The organism is Corynebacterium incognita (assembly GCF_014217255.1).
GTDB classification, from domain to species: Bacteria; Actinomycetota; Actinomycetes; order Mycobacteriales; family Mycobacteriaceae; genus Corynebacterium; species Corynebacterium incognitum.
Genome location: NZ_CP059404.1, coordinates 1 through 15,873 on the forward strand (window position 1 = coordinate 1; position 15,873 = coordinate 15,873).

Sequence of the window (15,873 nt, forward strand, 5' to 3'; positions counted from 1 at the left end):
TGAAGGTTTGTCGGTGGCAATAGTAGCAGGGAAACGCCCGGCCCCATTCCGAACCCGGAAGCTAAGCCTGCTCACGCTGATGGTACTGCACCCGGGAGGGTGTGGGAGAGTAAGTAACCGCCGACACTACAACATAAAACAACTCAATAAACCCAAAAGAGGCCCACGGCACACCACACAGCGTGCCCTGGGCCTCTTCCCCCTTTTTTTCTCCTACCCACACCCCGCCAGGCCGAACCAGCCCCCGCTAGCCGGCCGAATATCGGTTAGTCGCGTACCCAGGCCCCAATGACACCGGGGACAACCGGTTGCGGTTCACCTAGTAGGTCACGTTTGTTACGGCTGCGCTCCACGCGGTTGACCACTGTTTTCACCGCCGTACCACGACCCCGCTTACCGTTATGCATACCACCAGCCCCAGGCGCTCCGGCACCGCCGCCCATATACATCGGGGAGCGGCCACTATTTGCTTGACCTGACGAGGAATTGCCAGCTGCAACACCTGCGGCAGGTCCAGTCACCCCGGCCGGAGCATACCCTGGACGCAGCGCCGTGCCCGGCCCCACGTGCGTTAAGCCTGAGGACAGGCCTGCGCGTCCAAACTGGCTGTGTTGAGCATTGGAGGTCCCGGTATGCAAACCAGTCGGCGGTCGGCCGGCTGAAGGCGCACCGGTGAAACTACGGCCGCCGGGCTGTGGAGCAGTGGTCGGTGGAACACTGCCCATGGCCCCCATGCCATTCAACCCTGGTGTGCTTTGAGACATGGAGGCAGAGATTCCGCCCTGCGGCAGCATCGAAGCAGCGTTTGCGGTAACGCCGGCTCCTGGAACTGTACTTCCCATGCCAAGCCCCGCGGGCAGATGCCCGGCACTTGGACTAATGGCTGACACGGATGCGGCTTCCATCGAACCAGCATTCTGTAGCGCGTCTAAGGCTTTGGCGCCGTTAGGAACCGTTTGCGTTCCTGAGCTGATGGGCAATCCGTTAGCGTCAAGGGAATAGGGCGCCCCCACGCCCTTTGCCAAGTCGTTAACGTAGTTCTTCAACCCCGTACCATGTTCCCCGAGGCCAGCCAGGAGCTCACCGCCCTGACCCTCAAGCAGGTTCTTTAGCTTTTCGACGTTAGCGAGAGCATCGACCGATTTACCTGCGTTGTTTTCAATTGGCACCCCTAGCGCTTTCGCCAATTTGGCGTTTGAAGGGTGAATCTCGCTAATTCCTTCGAGCTCTTCAAACTGTTCTCGCGCACCTTCAAATGCCCCGGGGCCGATGGTTCCCTTATCAACAAGCTCCTGGATCGGTGACGGCAACGCGACCTTCGACAAGTCGGCATTGGCCCCACTGGTCTGGGCTTTGATGCTTGCGAGTGCCCCGGAGGCTAAGTCGGGTGCTTCCATTAGATTGGAGTTGAGTGGAACAGCGGGAATTAGCATCGGCCGGAAAATTCCAGGGAATGAGCTTAAGAATGCCTTTTCGATTGCTTCTTTCTCAAGTGGCGTCGGTGCAAACGCCATCGCTAGTTGCGCAAGCGACGTAAACATCGCGCCCTGTGTATTGGCCGCGCCCAACGCACCAACCGTTGCCGACATGATTTTGGCATTGCCTGCGAATACATCTGCCGACAAGCCAATTTCACGGATTTTCTTTGCAGCGCTGTCGAACATATACCCTTGGTTGTTTTCAACGAAGTCACGCGCCGCCTTGTTGAGGTCCTTTGCGATGTCTCCGACGTCTTGCGCCAGATCCGTCCACGCATCGACGGCTGAAGTAATCATCGATGTTTTGGTTCCCCCGAATTGGCGCGCCAATTCATCTACTGACGACGGCGCACTTGGGAACGGTTGGCTTATTTCAAATGCTTTGTAGCCCGGATCCGGCTGCGATTCCTTTAGTAGGTAGCTGCTTCGGTCGTAGCCAACCTTGTCGGTATTAAAAAGCATCGCAGCATTGAACATCTCCTGAAAACCGATAGCCCGGCCGTCCGACTGGATGCCATTGGCTAACCATTCGAGTTGTTCGGAAAAGCTCTTGAGCGTCTCTGTTGCGGACCCCGTTCCGGAAGAGAGCGCGCCGCCGTGCACCCGGCCGAGCGTATCGATTCCCGAGACCTCGGATATTGTGCTGTCGATGCTAGCTGTATCAGCTAAACTTCCGATATTTTTCACGGAAGTTTTCAGTCTAGAAAGTGTCTTGTAGTGTCCTATGAGTGACTCTAATTCAGTACTGAGTCCCATTGAATTTCCCCCGAATTTGTTGCCAGAGTGGTGAGTGTCTTTGCTGCAACATGGCACTTTTCTTTGAACAATTGGTTAGTATTTGATTTTTCGATCAGTATTTTTATCGATCCCCTTTCCGTATCCAGCATTGCGTTGCACCCATCGAAGTCGTCGTTCCGAAACATTAGGTAATAGATCCCCGGCAACGCGTCGTCAAAGTACAGATCAAAGGTTTTGAACCTTGAGTCAATAGCTTCTCGGCCGGGTGAGGAAGCAGAAACAAATACATAGATTTCAGACGAAGAACCGAGGCTTACCCCACAGCCCCGATGATCCCCAATTGACTGGACGTCCCCAATGTCACCGATACCCGCGCGTTCAAAAACTTCGGCGGGAATTTCGGTGCAGGGGTCGAACTTGGTGAAGTTGGGATCCTCTGGGTTGGGCGTGCCCAGGGGTGGGAAGTAGTGGGCAAGGGGGTACGGGGCGGACGCCGTGCTGTTGGCGTTGGTGGTTGGTTGAGATTTGGGTCGGTTGCTGGAGGGCCGTTGCTGGGCGTCGCCGAGGCTCACGCAGCCGACCAGGGCGAGGCAGGCGGCAGTGAGGGTTGCGGCGGCGGTGGGCCTGATGGTCGTCGATAGGCGCATGGCAGCTCCCCAAGTCGTTCTGTCATGAATAGGCGGGAGCCCGAGACCCCCGAAGTGTTGCCGGTGTCTTTCCCCAAAAGGCACCGTCCCTCACATCATGCATGAGGCTGTGCGCTTTGTCTCCCCAAGTGTGACTGATGTGGTACTTGGTGGCGATTTCTGTTCGAGTGTTTGGTGAGGCGTGTGGGTGCGGGGTTGCGGATGGGTGATGGACAGGAAAGTAGGTAGAATGATACGGATACTGAACTAGACCCGCACGCCCCATCACGGGCAAGACCGTAAGAAAGAGAAGTTTCTAATGGCAGAACAAGGATCACGTGGTCGCGGTTACGGAGACCGGCAGCGTGGTGAACGCCCCGACGGACGCCGTGGCGAACGGCCGGGAGGTTCTGGTCGAAGCGGGTCGTCGCGCGGCGAACGCCGGTACGGAGACCGTGACGAGCGACGCGGGGAGCGTCGAGACGAGCGACGTGGAGACCGCCGTGACAACCGCGGAGGGCACGGAGGCCGTGATGGCCGCGGGCATGCGCAGCGTGGTGGGGCCGGCCGTGAGGACCGCAAGAGCTTTGCGCCGCAGCGCTCCGGATTCCGCGAGGAGCGGTTGAACAAGCGCATGGTCGACCCGGATTTGCCCGACGACATCGATGTGAAGGACCTGGACCCGCTCGTGTTGCAGGACCTGAGGGTGCTGTCCAAGGACAACGCAGACGCCGTCGCCAAGCACATGATTATGTCCGCAACCCTGATGGAAGATGACCCCAAGCTGGCGTTGCGCCACGCGCGGGCGGCGAAGGATCGCGCGGGCCGCGTGGCGGTTGCGCGTGAGGTCAACGGCATCGCGGCGTACCGCGCCGGCGAGTGGAAGGAAGCACTAGCGGAGCTGCGCGCGGCACGGCGAATTTCCGGTGGGCCGGGCCTCATTGCCGTGATGGCGGATTGTGAACGCGGTCTGGGACGTCCGGAAAAAGCGGTTGAGCTCAGCCGAAGTGAAGAAGCGAAGGGCTTGGATCGTGAGACGGCGGTGGAACTCGGTATCGTCGTCGCTGGTGCGCGCCAAGACATGGACCAACCGGAATCGGCAATTATCACCCTGCAGCGTTTGGACCCGAGCAAGGAAGATACCTCGCTGACCGGGCTGCGTTTGGCGTATGCCTATGGCAATGCTTTGGTTGAGGGCGGTCGCACTGAGGAAGGCCTTGAATGGTTTGAGCATGTCACCGAGATCGACATGGATGAGGTGACCGATGCAGCTGAACGCGTAGCCGAGCTCACTGGTGCTGGGGCGCAAGACCGCGCAGCGGAAGGTGAGGAGTAGCCGTGAGTGTGCTGAGTTCGCATGACGCACTAATCTTGGACCTTGATGGCACCGTCTGGAGTGGCGGAACGCCGATCCATACTGCAGTTGACGTGATTAATTCGGCAGGTCTACCGGTCGTGTACGTGACCAATAACTCCACCCGTGGGCCTGAGGTCGTGGCTAAAAAGCTGGAACAGATCGGCATCGAGGACGTTAACCCGGAGCACGTGCTGACGTCCGCACAATCCGTCGTGACGCTGGCGACCGCCCAGATCCACAAGGGCGAGAAGGTGTTGGTGATCGGCTCTGATTCGCTGAAGACCTATGTCCGTGATGCTGGCTATGAGGTGGTCGCTAGCGCCGACGATAACCCAGAAGCAGTAGTCCAAGGTATGGACCGGAAGCTGAATTGGGAGCAGCTGACTGAAGCAGCTCTCGCGATTGGAAACGGTGCCCGTTACTTTGCGACCAACCTGGACACCTCGCTGCCCACGGAGCGCGGATTGGCAGTGGGAAATGGTTCTATGGTGGCTGCGGTGGTGTCCGCGACTGGCGTGGAACCAGAGTCATCCGGCAAGCCAGGGCCAGACATGTTCACCCAGGCAGCAGCTTTGGTGGGGGCGAAGCGACCCTTGGTAGTCGGTGACCGGTTGAACACCGATATTAAGGGTGGCAATTCGGCCGCCATGGATACCTTTCTAGTGCTGACCGGTGTATCCGGAGCGATGGACTTGATCCACGCGGACGTCGACGAGCGCCCCACCTTTATCGGAGCGAACATGACTGATTTAGCCCGGCCCGCGAGTGAGGTTGTGCCCCACGCCCAGGGAGGGTTTACAGCGCGTGTCGATGGCATGGATCTTCTACTGGAAAGCGGAGATGAGGGTGCCGGCCCAGTTGAGGCTTTGCGCACGGTGCTAGAGGTGGTGTGGGCCATGGAGGAGCCGCCGCGTTATATTCACCCGCGTTCCGACGCCGCGGATAAGGCTGCTAAGGCTTGGTGGTAGGCAGCCATGACGGCACCGAAACCGCATGACCCGAGGCAGCTGCAGACGACTCCGGAACAGCTTGAGGAGTCTCTCGCGGGCATCTTGAGGGAGGAGCCTGATGACTTGGCCGGGGAAGTAGAGCAGCTGGAGCGCGCGCATGAGGTGCTGCGGCGCGCGCTGCAAGATAACTAAGCGGAAAGGATGGGCGATGCCCCCGAAGAGGCGGCGCTTGGACGCGGAGCTCGTGCGGCGCAAGATCGCGCGTTCCCGTGAGCAGGCGGTGGAGATGATCAAGGCTGGCCGCGTGCACGTGGGCGGGTTTCCGGCGCTCAAGCCTGCCACGGTAGTCGAGCCCGAGGCGTCGATACGTGTGGAGGAATCCGAGGACGACCGTTGGGCGTCGCGGGGCGCGCACAAGCTCTTGGGGGCGTTGGAGGCCTTTGAACCCGCGGGTTTGAGCCTGGAGGGGAAGAAAGTCTTGGATGCCGGCGCGTCGACCGGTGGTTTCACCGACGTCTGCCTGGATCGCGGGGCTCGCGAAGTGGTGGCTGTGGACGTCGGTTACGGACAGCTCATTTGGCGCCTGCAAAACGACGCCCGCGTGCGGGTGCTCGACCGGACCAACATTCGGCACCTTACGGTGGAGCTGACCGACGGCCCGTGTGACGCCATGGTGGGCGATCTGTCGTTCATTTCGCTGGAGCTCACCTTGCCCGCCATTGTGAAATGTTTGGCGCCGGGCGCGGATCTGCTGCCTATGGTCAAGCCACAGTTCGAGGTGGGGAAAGACCGCCTCGGTAGCGGAGGCGTGGTGCGCCGCCCTGAATTGCGAGCAGAGGTGACGGTGAAGGTCGCGCAGTTTGCCCGCGAACTCGGGCTGAGCTGCCACGGCGTTGTGGCCTCGCCGCTGCCGGGTCCGTCGGGCAACGTAGAGTATTTCTTGTGGCTTCGTAACGGCGAGCGCCAGGGTTCGGCACCGGCCGCCGGATCGGCGGACCTGGAGACAGCCGTGACCGACGCGGAGCTAGAAGCAATGGTGCAACGAGCAGTAGAAAGGGGACCGCAATGACGACCACAGGGCCTTCGGCACAGTCCGTGGCGCGGGAGATTTTGCTGGTTCCGCATACCGGCCGCGCCGATAACGTCGAGGCGGCGGCACGCGCGGCGGAGCTCCTCTACGAGGCCGGGATCGTCGTCCGCGTGGTGGCGGGCGAGGACGAGTCAGCGCTCGATGCGCACGACTCGCTGCGTGCACTGCGCCGAGTGGACCACACTCCATCGGCAGCGCAAGGCTGCGAGTTAGTAGTGGTGCTCGGCGGCGACGGCACCTTCCTCCGCGCGGCGGATCTGGCTCACGCCGTCGATTTGCCGGTCATCGGCATTAACCTCGGCCACGTCGGCTTCCTCGCGGAATCGGAGGCCGAGTCTTTGGACGCGGCCATTGGCCGGGTCATTGACCGCACCTATCGGGTCGAAGATCGCATGACCCTGGATATCAGCGTGTACGACGCCTCGGGCAGCCTCGTGGCCAATTCGTGGGCGCTGAACGAGGCCAGCTTGGAGAACCTGGATCGCCGGGGCGTGCTGGACGCCATCCTGGAAGTGGACGCGCGGCCAGTAACCGCCTTCGGCTGCGACGGGGTACTTGTGTCCACACCTACGGGCTCTACCGCGTACGCGTTTTCCGCCGGAGGGCCCGTCCTGTGGCCGGAGCTGGACGCCATCGTCGTGGTGCCCAACAACGCCCACGCGCTGTTTACCAAGCCGCTTGTGGTCTCACCGTCCTCGACGGTGGCCGTGGAGTCGGCGTCCCAGACCACCCCGGCGGTGGTGGCGCTCGATGGTTTCCGCGAGATCCCGATGCCGCCCGGAGCGCGAGTGGAGGTCCGCCGTGGCAAGCGTCCGGTGCGTTGGGTACGCCTGGACAATAAGCCTTTCACGGATCGCCTGGTGACCAAGCTGCAGCTGCCGGTTCATGGCTGGCGAGGCCCGCGTCCCTCCGAGAACCCAAGGAAGGATTCGAGTGCTAGCTGATCTCACCATCTCTAACCTCGGAGTCATCGGCAACGCTACCGTCGAACTTTCCCCAGGGCTCACCGTGCTCACCGGCGAGACCGGCGCAGGTAAGACCATGGTGGTCACCAGCCTGCATTTGCTCGCTGGCGCGCGTGCCGACGCCTCGCGGGTCCGCGTCGGCGCTGACAAGGCCGTCGTGGAAGGGACGTTTGTCGTCGACGGGTTGGAAGCGTCGGCCCGGGAGGCGGTGCGCGAAGTGGTGGATGAGGCCGGGGGTGAAGCGGACGAAAATGGCGAGTACCTTGCTTCGCGCACAGTTCTGGCCACAGGACGGTCGAAGGCGCATCTCGGGGGCCGGGGAGTTCCCGCGGCCACGCTGGGCGAATTCTCCCGTGAGCTCATCACCATTCACGGGCAAAACGATCAGCTCCGCCTCTTGGGGGCCACCGAGCAGCTCGCCGCCTTGGATCGCTCAGAGGACACCCTACCGGGCCTGCGCGAGGGCTATTCTGAGAAGTTTCGCGCCTGGCGCCGGCTGGCCAAGGACTTGAAACGTCGCGTGGAATCGCGGCGTGAAATGGCCCAAGAGGTGGATCGCCTGCAGTTTGCGGTTGATGAAATTGCCGCGGCGCAGCTGCAGCCGGGCGAAGATCAGGAGCTGGTCACTCTCATCCGGAGGCTCCAGGACGTCGACACGTTGCGCGAGGACGCCACGACGGCGTTGGGCGCCATCGACGGCGCGGATGCCGTGGGTGGGGTTGCGGAGGAGCGGGCGGCGGCCGAACTGCTGGGCCAGGCTCTGGCGGCGCTCAACAATTCTGAGGACCCCCAACTGACATCATTGGCTGAACAGCTTTCTGGAATTACTTCGCAGCTCAGCGACATCTCCGCGGAATTGGGCAGCTATCTCTCCGGCTTGCCCTCGGACCCAGACTTGCTGGAAACCTCGCTTCAGCGGCAACAGGAAATCAAGCTGTTGACCCGCAAATACGCCCCTGACGTCGACGGGGTGCTGGCCTGGGCTGAGGAGGCCGAGGCCAAGCTGGCCAGCATGGATACCTCGACCGAGACGCTGGAAAAGCTGAAGGCAGAGGTGGACGCTGCGGAAAAGGAGATGATTGCCGCAGCGAAGAGGTTGACCACGGCTCGCACGAAGGCCGCGCGTGCACTGGAAAAGGCTGTGACAGGGGAGCTGCACGGCCTGGCGATGCCGAAGGCTCGGCTCGTGGTGTCGATACAACCGACGAAGTATTCCGTGACCGGCGCCGACGAAGTCGAGTTCCAGCTCGCTCCCAACGATTCGATGGAGCCTAAGCCATTATCCAAGGCAGCCTCCGGCGGTGAGCTGTCCCGCGTCATGCTGGCGCTTGAGGTGATCATGAGCGCCGGCTCCCAGGGAACGACCATGGTCTTCGACGAAGTGGACGCCGGTGTGGGTGGCCGCGCCGCGGTAGAAATCGGGCGTCGGCTAGCTCGCCTTGCCCAGCGCAACCAAGTCTTGGTGGTCACCCACTTGCCTCAGGTAGCGGCGTATGCCAACACCCACCTGCACGTGGCCAAGGACGTTACCGATACCGCCGTGACCTCCGGTGTGAACATCCTCAGCAACGAGGAGCGCGTGGAGGAATTGGCACGTATGCTCGCCGGCTTGGACGACACCGAATCCGGACGGGCGCACGCGAAGGACTTGTTCGAGCGTGCCCAAGCCGAGGCCGCCGGGAATTCTTCACTGTCCTGACCGCGCGCCTTTCCCACTTGAGGGGCCAAAAAGCAGACAATGATGTCCATGAGTCTGTTTTCCCGAAATAGTGATGGCCCCGGCGACGTCGCGGTGGTGCGCGACTGCACTCCTGGAGGCAAGGGATTTAAGAAGTTCAACTCCGGCGACGTCGCGGTGATCGACGCTGCCGATATCTCCCGCCAGGAGGCGCAGACGCTAATTGACATGAAGCCCTCCGCGGTGATTAACCTCGCGCGCTTTAGTACAGGCATTATTCCGAACTACGGTCCGCATATGTTGCTCGACGCCGGCGTGGCTCTTGTGGAGGAACCCAGCGGTGAGTTTGTGGATACCTTCAAAGACGGCAAGAAGATCCGGCTGATGGATTCCGGCGACCTGTTCTTTGGGGATAAAGCGGCCGGGACCGCGACAGTGATTAACCGTGGCGAGGCCGACCAGAATTTCTCCGGCGCGCAGCGCAACCTGGTGGAGAACATGGACGCCTACTTTGGTAACGCTACCCAATTCATCCACTCCGAAGGCCCATTGCTTATCGACGGCCTGGGGATCCCTGAGCTCGGCGATGAGATCAAGGGCCGTAAGGTGCTCGTGGTTGCCCCTCAGCCGGATCACCGCAACAAAATCAAGCTCTTGCGCAACTTTATTCGGGAATACGACCCAGTAGTCATCGGCGTGGACGAGGCTGCGGATACGCTCCAGGAGGTGGGGTACCGCGTGGACTTCATTGTGGGCGACCCGACCCACATCAGTTCGGAGACGCTGCGCTCTGGCGCCCGGGTCATCTTGCCTGCCGATCCCGACGGCCACGCGCCCGGACTGGAGCGCATTCAGGACCTCGGTGTCGGCGCGATGACCTTCCCAGCCGCCGTGGAGTCCTCGGCGGACCTGGCCGTGTTGCTGGCTGACTACCACGAAGCCTCACTCATCGTGCAGGTAGCCGACGCCACCGACTTGGACGCCATCTTCGCGGGCGCGGATCACGCCGCGCCGTCCGCCATGCTCACCCGGCTCAAAGCAGGGTCCCGACTGGTGGACGCGGACACCGTCATCAACCTCTACACCATGCCCTCTTCGGGTTCGGGCCTCGCCTGGATGTGGGCGATCCTCGGCCTGCTGGTGGCGATCGCGGTGCTGATCGCCATCGTTGGATTCGGTGGGGACGGCGCCTTTGTGGACAACCTCGTGGACACCTGGAACGTGCTCGCGCAAAAGGTCCAGGGGTGGTTCAAGTAGATGAGCACGACGAAAGCAAGCCGAAAGAAGCGGGACAAGCGCAAGAAGGGCGGCAGGACCTTGCCGCTGTTACTCGCCGGTGCAGGCTTCGGCACTGCGCTGGGCGTGGCCTTGGGAAGCATGGTGCTGGCACCCGCGATGAACATGGCGACCCTCGAGTACGGCTGGACTATGGAAGGTGGGCCGAGCGAGGAGGACTTGAAACAGGTAGAACAACGGCTGAGCGCCAGCGACTCCGTGGTCGCTGCCACCGCGCCCAAGGCGGTGGCGGGACAGCTCAAGGATCAGCCAATACTGGTGATGGCGACCGCTGACGCGACCGAGGCCGACGTGTCCGCAGTTCAGACCCTGTTGAAGCAGGCAGGTGCGAAGGACGCAGGATTCTTGCAGCTGAAAGAGAGCTTCTTCGCACAGGAAGGCGCAGATTCGCTGAAGACCTTGGTGGCCAACGCCCTGCCGGCCGGTGCCAAGCTGTCAACGGAAAAGATTGATTCCGGAACCCACTCCGGTCAGGCCCTCGCGGCGGCGTTGGGGGTGAAGAAGGATTCTGCGAAACCCATGGCTTCCGAGACCGACAGGGCGGCCTTGCTGGGGGCGCTTGAGGGCCAGGACTTTGTGAGCATGAAGGCACCACGGGGAAATGATGCGTTGCAGCCAGCACGCGCGGTCGTGCTCGTGACGGGCGATTCCGCGGCAGGTGGCAACCCTGGCGGCGGCGTGGTGGCGAACAACCAGGCCGCCTTCGCGGAGGGCTTGGACTCATCCGGGATCCAGACCGTCCTCCTCGCGCCGGAATCTGCAACAGAAATTGGTGGCGTGCTCGCCACCGTGCGTAAGGACAAAAAGTCCGGAGTCAGCACCGTTGACGGCAGCGAACGCGCAGCCGGTCGTGTGGCGGCAGTGTTGGCTGTGAGCGAGCAGCTGGCAGGCAAGTCTGGCCATTACGGCAGCGCGGATTCCGCCACCGCGGTGCTTCCGTCGCTCGACTAAGCCCTCAACTATGGTTGACGTCATGGCTCATCACGAATTCACCACCGTTGGTTCCGAACTCCTCATGGACGCCCCGATCCTGGCTGTGCGCCGGGACGAGGTGGTCATGCCCGGCGGCAACACTGCTTATCGTGAGGTAGTAGAGCACATGGGCGCGGTTGCCGTGGTTGCTGTCAACGCTGATGGCAACATCGCCATGGTGCGCCAATACCGGCACTCTGTGGGGCAGCGCCTGTGGGAGCTGCCCGCAGGATTGTTGGATGTGAAGGGGGAGGATCCCGTCACGGGCGCGCGCCGCGAGTTGGCCGAGGAGGCCGGGGTCAGCGCGCAAAAGTGGGGACTGCTGACGGATTTGGTCACTTCCCCCGGGTTCTGCGAGGAGACTGTGCGGGTGTTCCTGGCCCAGGATCTCGGTTCCGCGGAGCGCCTGCAGGACACCGGCGACGAGGAAGCAGACATGGACGTCGAGTGGGTGTCGCTGGACCAGGCCCGTGACATGATCTTCCGCGGCGACGTGGTCAATTCGATTGCTATTGCCGGCATTTTCGCAGCCAGTGAGGTGCTCGCCGGGCGGGCGGAGGCACGGCCTGCCGACGCCCCGTTTGACCTGCGGCCGACATCTATCGCAGCGCGGCGCCCGGGCCCGGATCTGAAGGTGGTTGCTTCTGACTCTTCCGGAATGCGATGAGCCGTCACTCTCCTGAGCAGGTGATGAACACCTGGCTCAACCACCTTGCCGTCGAACGCGGCGTGTCCACGAATACGCTGTCTAACTACCGCCGCGACGCGCGCCGTTACGTCTCGTGGTTGGAGGACGCGGGGTTAAAGGATCTCCGGGACGTGATGGCCACCCATCTCGAGGCCTACGTGTCTGACCTGCGCACGGGCGCGCACGGAGGAACGCCGCTGGCGGCGTCGTCGGCGGGGCGGGCACTGGTGGTAGCACGGGGCTTGCACCGCTTCGCCGCGGCGGAAGGAATCGTGGATCTCGACGTGGCCGCCGAGGTCGCGCCGCCGGCCAAGGCCGAACACCTCCCGGATACCTTGAGCGTGGACGAGGTCGCGGCCCTCCTTGACGCGGTACCCAGCGGGGACGTCGCCACGCCGGTGGACCTGCGGGACAAGGCGCTCCTGGAACTGCTCTATGGCACCGGTGCCCGAATCACGGAAGCGCTGGACCTGGCAGTCGACGATGTCACGGATGTAGATGGTGTGCTGCGCCTGGTGGGTAAGGGAAATAAGCAGCGGCTCGTCCCTGTGGGCAGCGTGGCGCTCGCTGCGCTAGAGGCGTACCTCGTCCGCGCCCGGCCCGTGCTGTCCCAAGGAAAGACCGCGGCCTTGTTCCTCAACACCCGCGGCGGTGCCCTGTCACGGCAAAGCGCCTGGGGTATCGTCCGCGGCGCTGCGCAACGCGCGGGGATCAAGCAGAAGATCTCTCCGCATACCCTGCGGCATTCATATGCCACGCACTTGCTGGCTGGCGGTGCAGACGTGCGCACGGTCCAAGAATTGCTGGGGCATTCGTCAGTGACGACGACGCAGATTTATACCCATGTGAGCCCCGAAAGCCTCAAGGAAGTGTGGCGTACCGCGCATCCCCGCGCCTGACGCCGCCGACGGATATGGGCGGCACGCGCGGGGTGTGTTCACACCCGCGCGGTGAATCGCTAAAATAGGACGAATGAAAATGTCGCGTATTATCTCCGGGACTTCTATCGCCGCGCTGGCCGCCGGCCTGCTTGTGGTCACCGCCCCGGGCATGCTGCCGGGCGAGGTCATGCCAGTTGCGTCCGCTCAAATACCTGAGGGGATGAGCGAGTCGGACATCTCTGCGCTTCTGGGCGGGCCGATTGCCGTTCCGGCTGGGCAAACCACAGTGGTTGACCTCGGCGTTCCGGTATCTGCGAACTATTCCGGTGGCGGCTGGAGCGTCTCCTCCACAGGCAGTGGCGTGAGCGTGACTGCGCCGGCTGATGGTGGACAGGTCTCCGTGCCGGTGAGCGCCGGCGGCCGCTCTGCCACCGTTACCCTCGTGGCTGATTCAGGTGCGTCCGCGCCTGGGGCCGGCGATGACGGCGACGAGCATGGCGGCGGATCCGGCGTCACCTTCGGGGACACCGATGCCGGTCGCTATCGCGACAACGGCGCGGGAAGTTCCGGCAAGGACGGTTCTAGTAAGGGCGGTTCTGATAAGGGCTCGGGGTCTGGCAGTTCTGCTGGCAATGACAGTACGACCGGCGGTGGCGCGAACGGCGGTGCTGGGAGTGGCGCTGGCGCGGTGAGCCCGGAGGAGAACGAGAAGCTACCAGAGGTGCCGGGAAAGACTCCGGAACGCAAGCCCGCTGCCAAGGTCAGCGAGGAAGGCGCGGAGTATATCGAGTTGGAGGCGGAGATCGCCGATGGTGCGATTACCGCAAAGCTCGGCATACGCGAGGCGCTCGAGCTCTACAACCGCTTCAAGGGACTGGAGGACGAGGGTCTGAAGCTGCGTTACGTGGACGCCAAGGGCAACATCATCTCTGGAGTGAAACGTGACATCGACGCCGCGAACCGGACGCTCACGCTTACTTACCCTGAAGGTGAAGCGCCGGATAATCCCTTCATCATGCAGGCGGTCAACAAGGACGGCTCAGGCATGGCGTTAGTGGTGACTCTGCGGGACCCGAATTATAAGCAAGCCACCGATTCTGAAGGCAATACTGTGGAAGCCAAGGGAGAAAAGGTGGGCGCAGGAGAGGAGCAGTCCGCCGTGGACCGCGTCCTTGACGCACCACTGTGGGTGCTTGTCATCGCAGGCGTTGCCTTGTTGGCGATCATTGCCACCGTCATCGGGCTCATTCGGGCCAGTTCCAAGCGTAAGAAATAGCGTCAAAGTCAAGTAAATACGCTTTACATTCGGCCAGTCCGTGCGGGTAGAGGCGGACAAGGTACTCTGTAAGGAACGTGAAGAGCGCATCACGGTGCGTGCAAGAACCGTCAATGGCTATAGGTCAAGGGAGCAGGTGTGACTGTGAGTGACGAAGGGTTGTTCGAGGCCCAAGGTGAACAGCTGGGGTTGACCGGACGCCCCGTGCGGGAGCTTCCGGAACCGAAGCCCCTCGATTCCCATGGGCCCGCGACCATTTTGTCCATGTGCAACCAGAAGGGCGGCGTGGGTAAGACCACCACCACGATCAACATGGGTGCGTGCCTAGCCGAGTTCGGCCGCCGTGTCCTGCTCGTGGACCTTGACCCACAGGGCGCACTGTCCGCAGGGTTGGGCATCAATCACAACGATATCGAAGACACGATCTACGACGTCATGCTGGACAACCAGACGTCGATCCACTCCGCGATCCTCCACACCGCGACCCCGGGACTGGACGTCGTACCCGCGAATATCGACCTGTCCGCCGCGGAGATCCAGTTGGTCAACGAGGTGGGCCGCGAGCACACCCTTGCCCGTGCCCTGCGCCCAGTGTCCCGCGACTACGACTTCATTATCATCGACTGCCAGCCTTCGCTGGGCCTGCTCACGGTCAACGCCTTGGCGTGCTCCGCGGGCGTGATTATCCCTATGGAGTGCGAGTTCTTCTCGCTTCGTGGTCTGGCGTTGTTGACTGACACCGTGGAGAAGGTCTCCGAGCGTATCAACTTTGATCTTGAGGTGTTGGGCATCCTGGTGACCATGTTCGACCGGCGCACCAAGCATGCCCGTGAGGTCATGTCACGCGTGGTTGATTACTTTGACGACAAGGTCTTTGACACCGTGATTACCCGCACCGTCCGGTTCCCAGAAACCTCCGTCGCGGGCGAACCCATCACCAGCTGGGCCCCGAGCTCGCAGGGCGCTGAACAATACCGCAACTTGGCGCGCGAGGTCATCGAACGCACCGAGCGCCACCGCCGTTAACGTGGAGGGGACTCGGCGCGGCGACGCCGCCCCTCCCGCGGGCAGGGCGGAGCAGCCGGAAATCACGGGGTTCCGCATCGCCCTGGCTAACTTCGAGGGGCCGTTCGACCTGCTGTTGCAGCTTATTTCCGCGAAGAAACTCGAGGTAACCGATGTGGCGCTGGCGGAGGTGACCGACGAGTTCGTGGCCTACGTCCGGGCCCTTGGTGATACCGCCGACTTGGACGAGGTCACCGAGTTCCTGGTCGTCGCTTCTACGCTGCTTGACCTCAAGGCGGCACGCCTACTGCCGCGCGGTGAGGTCGATGACCTGGACGACCTTGAACTGTTGGAATCCCGCGATCTGTTATTCGCGCGCTTGCTCCAGTACCGCGCCTACAAGAAGGTCGCGGACCAGTTCGCGCAGTGGCAGCGCGAGGCGCAGCGGCGCTACCCGCGCGTGGTGGGCCTGGAGGAGCAGTTCGCGCAGCTGCTGCCGCCGGTTGCCCTTGGACACAGTCCAGCCAGCTTCGCCGAGCTCGCGGCCAGTGTGTTTCGCCCGAAACCTCCCGAGGAAGTCGCAACTGGTCATGTGCACCAGGTGGCTGTCTCTGTTCCGGAGCAGGCGGGCAAGATCATGAGCACGCTCAAGCTCTTGGGGCCCGAACAGTGGATGAGTTTTGCGGCGCTCACCCGGGATTGCACCGAGTCCATGCATGTCGTCGGGCGGTTCTTGGCGTTGCTGGAGCTGTACAAGGCGCGGGCCGTGGACGCCGAGCAGCCGGAAGCACTGGAGGAGCTCAACGTCTCCTGGACAGGTCTGGACGTGGACCCCGCGGTCGTCGCCGCCGCCAACTGGGATTAGTCTAGGCG

Annotated in this window: 15 protein-coding genes and 1 rRNA gene; 14 read left to right on the forward strand and 2 right to left on the reverse strand. The window is 62.3% G+C overall.

What is annotated here, in order from left to right; translation table 11 throughout:
- Positions 1–9: 9 nt before the first annotated feature.
- Positions 10–126 (forward strand): 5S ribosomal RNA (gene rrf, locus H0194_RS00005).
- A gap of 140 nt (positions 127–266) precedes the next feature.
- Here rrf and H0194_RS00010 read toward each other — a convergent pair.
- Positions 267–2,165, reverse strand: coding sequence for a hypothetical protein (locus tag H0194_RS00010; protein WP_185175880.1), 1,899 nt, complete (start codon positions 2,163–2,165; stop codon positions 267–269).
- Positions 2,166–2,212: 47 nt separating this feature from the next.
- Positions 2,213–2,863, reverse strand: coding sequence for a DUF3558 family protein (locus H0194_RS00015; RefSeq protein ID WP_185175881.1), 651 nt, complete (start codon positions 2,861–2,863; stop codon positions 2,213–2,215).
- Positions 2,864–3,161: 298 nt separating this feature from the next.
- On the opposite strand from H0194_RS00015, the gene H0194_RS00020 reads away from it, so the two are divergent.
- The 13 genes from H0194_RS00020 to H0194_RS00080 all read left to right on the forward strand — a co-directional run bounded on the left by H0194_RS00020 (position 3,162) and on the right by H0194_RS00080 (position 15,865).
- Positions 3,162–4,178: a hypothetical protein gene (locus H0194_RS00020; RefSeq protein ID WP_185175882.1), complete on the forward strand. Its 1,017-nt coding sequence runs from the start codon at positions 3,162–3,164 to the stop codon at positions 4,176–4,178.
- Positions 4,179–4,180: 2 nt separating this feature from the next.
- The gene (locus H0194_RS00025; protein ID WP_185175883.1) at positions 4,181–5,167 is read left to right on the forward strand and encodes an HAD-IIA family hydrolase; all 987 of its coding nucleotides are present in this window, start codon (positions 4,181–4,183) and stop codon (positions 5,165–5,167) included.
- Positions 5,168–5,173: 6 nt separating this feature from the next.
- Positions 5,174–5,341, forward strand: a complete 168-nt coding sequence (locus tag H0194_RS00030; RefSeq protein WP_185175884.1) for a hypothetical protein — start codon at positions 5,174–5,176, stop codon at positions 5,339–5,341.
- 16 nt (positions 5,342–5,357) lie between these two features.
- Positions 5,358–6,218, forward strand: coding sequence for a TlyA family RNA methyltransferase (locus tag H0194_RS00035; RefSeq protein WP_185175885.1), 861 nt, complete (start codon positions 5,358–5,360; stop codon positions 6,216–6,218).
- Positions 6,215–7,183, forward strand: a complete 969-nt coding sequence (locus H0194_RS00040; RefSeq protein WP_185175886.1) for an NAD kinase — start codon at positions 6,215–6,217, stop codon at positions 7,181–7,183. Before H0194_RS00035 ends, H0194_RS00040 begins: the two co-directional genes overlap by 4 nt.
- Positions 7,173–8,903 carry a DNA repair protein RecN gene (recN, locus tag H0194_RS00045; RefSeq protein ID WP_185175887.1) on the forward strand — a complete coding sequence of 577 codons (1,731 nt, stop codon included), beginning with the start codon at positions 7,173–7,175 and terminating at the stop codon, positions 8,901–8,903. The genes H0194_RS00040 and recN overlap by 11 nt, the downstream gene beginning before the upstream one ends.
- A gap of 39 nt (positions 8,904–8,942) precedes the next feature.
- Positions 8,943–10,139: a putative cytokinetic ring protein SteA gene (steA, locus tag H0194_RS00050; RefSeq protein ID WP_185175888.1), complete on the forward strand. Its 1,197-nt coding sequence runs from the start codon at positions 8,943–8,945 to the stop codon at positions 10,137–10,139.
- Positions 10,140–11,129: a copper transporter gene (locus H0194_RS00055; protein WP_185175889.1), complete on the forward strand. Its 990-nt coding sequence runs from the start codon at positions 10,140–10,142 to the stop codon at positions 11,127–11,129. It begins immediately after the preceding gene.
- A 22-nt stretch (positions 11,130–11,151) separates the two neighbouring features.
- Positions 11,152–11,817: an NUDIX domain-containing protein gene (locus tag H0194_RS00060; protein WP_185175890.1), complete on the forward strand. Its 666-nt coding sequence runs from the start codon at positions 11,152–11,154 to the stop codon at positions 11,815–11,817.
- Positions 11,814–12,737: a site-specific tyrosine recombinase XerD gene (gene xerD, locus H0194_RS00065; protein WP_185175891.1), complete on the forward strand. Its 924-nt coding sequence runs from the start codon at positions 11,814–11,816 to the stop codon at positions 12,735–12,737. The genes H0194_RS00060 and xerD overlap by 4 nt, the downstream gene beginning before the upstream one ends.
- Positions 12,738–12,810: 73 nt before the next feature.
- Positions 12,811–13,995: a hypothetical protein gene (locus H0194_RS00070; protein WP_185175892.1), complete on the forward strand. Its 1,185-nt coding sequence runs from the start codon at positions 12,811–12,813 to the stop codon at positions 13,993–13,995.
- 144 nt (positions 13,996–14,139) lie between these two features.
- Positions 14,140–15,021, forward strand: a complete 882-nt coding sequence (locus tag H0194_RS00075; RefSeq protein ID WP_185176772.1) for a ParA family protein — start codon at positions 14,140–14,142, stop codon at positions 15,019–15,021.
- Between the two features lies 1 nt (position 15,022).
- A complete protein-coding gene (locus tag H0194_RS00080) occupies positions 15,023–15,865 on the forward strand; it encodes a segregation and condensation protein A (RefSeq protein WP_185175893.1) in 843 nt (280 codons plus the stop codon).
- The last annotated feature ends 8 nt before the right edge of the window (positions 15,866–15,873 follow it).

What these genes read in the sequence shown, in the direction of transcription:
- H0194_RS00015 (WP_185175881.1), bottom strand. Translation starts at nt 2,863, where the DNA reads ATGCGCCTATCGACGACCATCAGGCCCACCGCCGCCGCAACCCTCACT.
- H0194_RS00020 (WP_185175882.1), top strand. Translation starts at nt 3,162, where the DNA reads ATGGCAGAACAAGGATCACGTGGTCGCGGTTACGGAGACCGGCAGCGT.
- H0194_RS00030 (WP_185175884.1), top strand. Translation starts at nt 5,174, where the DNA reads ATGACGGCACCGAAACCGCATGACCCGAGGCAGCTGCAGACGACTCCG.
- H0194_RS00035 (WP_185175885.1), top strand. Translation starts at nt 5,358, where the DNA reads ATGCCCCCGAAGAGGCGGCGCTTGGACGCGGAGCTCGTGCGGCGCAAG.
- H0194_RS00040 (WP_185175886.1), top strand. Translation starts at nt 6,215, where the DNA reads ATGACGACCACAGGGCCTTCGGCACAGTCCGTGGCGCGGGAGATTTTG.
- steA (WP_185175888.1), top strand. Translation starts at nt 8,943, where the DNA reads ATGATGTCCATGAGTCTGTTTTCCCGAAATAGTGATGGCCCCGGCGAC.
- H0194_RS00055 (WP_185175889.1), top strand. Translation starts at nt 10,140, where the DNA reads ATGAGCACGACGAAAGCAAGCCGAAAGAAGCGGGACAAGCGCAAGAAG.
- H0194_RS00060 (WP_185175890.1), top strand. Translation starts at nt 11,152, where the DNA reads ATGGCTCATCACGAATTCACCACCGTTGGTTCCGAACTCCTCATGGAC.
- xerD (WP_185175891.1), top strand. Translation starts at nt 11,814, where the DNA reads ATGAGCCGTCACTCTCCTGAGCAGGTGATGAACACCTGGCTCAACCAC.
- H0194_RS00070 (WP_185175892.1), top strand. Translation starts at nt 12,811, where the DNA reads ATGAAAATGTCGCGTATTATCTCCGGGACTTCTATCGCCGCGCTGGCC.